Source organism: Streptosporangium sp. NPDC006007, assembly GCF_040614315.1.
GTDB lineage: Bacteria > Actinomycetota > Actinomycetes > Streptosporangiales > Streptosporangiaceae > Streptosporangium.
This window is the reverse complement of the sequence record NZ_JBEXUG010000104.1, coordinates 1-1,511: the sequence shown is the minus strand read 5'-3', so window position 1 is coordinate 1,511 and position 1,511 is coordinate 1. Positions and strand designations below refer to the sequence as shown.

3 protein-coding genes are annotated in these 1,511 nt (G+C 36.4%); all 3 read left to right on the top strand.

Annotated elements, in window-relative coordinates; translation table 11 throughout:
* The first annotated feature begins 91 nt into the window (after positions 1-91).
* Genes ABZ194_RS30330 through ABZ194_RS30320 form a run of 3 tightly spaced genes read left to right on the top strand, consistent with a single transcriptional unit; the run spans position 92 to position 1,458 of the window.
* Positions 92-766 (top strand): DUF1642 domain-containing protein, encoded by a 675-nt coding sequence (locus tag ABZ194_RS30330; RefSeq protein ID WP_014570539.1) that lies wholly within the window; start codon positions 92-94, stop codon positions 764-766.
* On the top strand, positions 763-1,182 hold the full coding sequence (locus tag ABZ194_RS30325; protein WP_312258070.1) for a dUTP diphosphatase: 420 nt from the start codon (positions 763-765) through the stop codon (positions 1,180-1,182). Before ABZ194_RS30330 ends, ABZ194_RS30325 begins: the two co-directional genes overlap by 4 nt.
* Positions 1,183-1,185: 3 nt before the next feature.
* Positions 1,186-1,458 (top strand): hypothetical protein, encoded by a 273-nt coding sequence (locus ABZ194_RS30320; RefSeq protein ID WP_014570742.1) that lies wholly within the window; start codon positions 1,186-1,188, stop codon positions 1,456-1,458.
* Positions 1,459-1,511: the final 53 nt, after the last annotated feature.

Genomic DNA, 1,511 nt, shown 5'->3' with positions numbered 1-1,511 from the left:
GCTTTGAATCAATGTAAAAAAGAAGATGTAGCACAGATACAACTAAACAGAGGCAAGTGGTTTATGCCATTTGTCTTGGAGGACACGAAAAATGACTAAGTTTGAAGAGAAATTGGAAAAGTTGCCAATAAAAAATATTGAGCATCCTATTGGTGACACTAAATATTATGCGGCCGTTCATGTTAAAACATTGATAGCACAAGCTGACGAAGAATATCAGGAGCTATTTGATAAATATAGTAATCTCAATGATAGCTATGAAAAAGAAGTAATCAGAAGTTCTAAACTAGAATCGCAAATCATTGATTTAAAATCCCAACTCCAACAGCAAGCCCTGCCAGTCGTGCCTGAAGAGGTTGATAAAGCTATCAAATACTTGAAAACTCAGAATAATTTTGCCACACTTACTGATTTGAAGAATCTTGATATTTTGACAGAAAAAGGCTTTTGGTGGCTGAATGATTTCCAATTTAAAGATAGACGATTTGGTTTTGGAGGTCTAAATAATAAGTTATTTATCCTTTCTCATTTAGCTATTACAGGCTATCAAGTAGAAAAACCGCAGCTGTTCTATATTGACTTACCAAAAGTTTTTGGATTAAGCGATTCAACTAGCGATTCAACCTTCGTATCAAAAGCGGAAAGTGGAATAATCTTAGAATTTACAAAAGGGAAAGATTATGCATTAAAATTAACAGAACAAGAAATCAAGTCAATTGATGAGCGTTACTGGCAGTTTGCTGTGCCTGTGGAGGACGGAGAATGACAAGAGGATTTAAAAAAATAAACGAAAATGCGACTATTCCAGAACGAGCGACAGAACATAGCGCAGGATATGACATTTCAGCAAGTGAAACAGTTACGATTCAACCTGATGAAATTAAAATGGTAAGCACTGGGCTAGCTGTTCAACTTGGTGATGATGAAGTATTGAAATTATACGACCGTTCAAGTAATCCAGTTAAGCGTGGCATTGCATTGATTAATTCAGTAGGAATTATCGATTCAGATTACTATCCGCAAGAATTTAAAGGCTTATTTATGAACATCTCAAAAGAGCCTGTAACCATTTCTAAAGGTCAAAGAATAATGCAAGGGGTATTTGTCAAATACCTTACAACAGACGATGACAACGCAAATGGAAAGCGTACAGGCGGTTTTGGTAGCACTGGGGAGGTGTGAAAAATGATGAAGCAAACAACATGTTATAGCTGTGATAAACCAATCGAACCTGAATGGCTTCCAGAAGGAGAATTTATTGTATGTGATGAATGTTCTTCAGACACTGACGAAAAAACGGTTGAAAAACTCCAAGAACAGATTAACACTGCGAAAAAGTATATCGAGCATGTTATTGGAACGATTAAACGTGATGGGCATTTAGGAACTATTCAAACAGACTGGATTTTGCCTGATTTAGAAAAAGCACTCGCAGCGATTGGAGGGGATGATGACTGATTTAGTGAAAGTGGTGGAGGGGATAGATGACAATTACTGAACAACAATTCTAT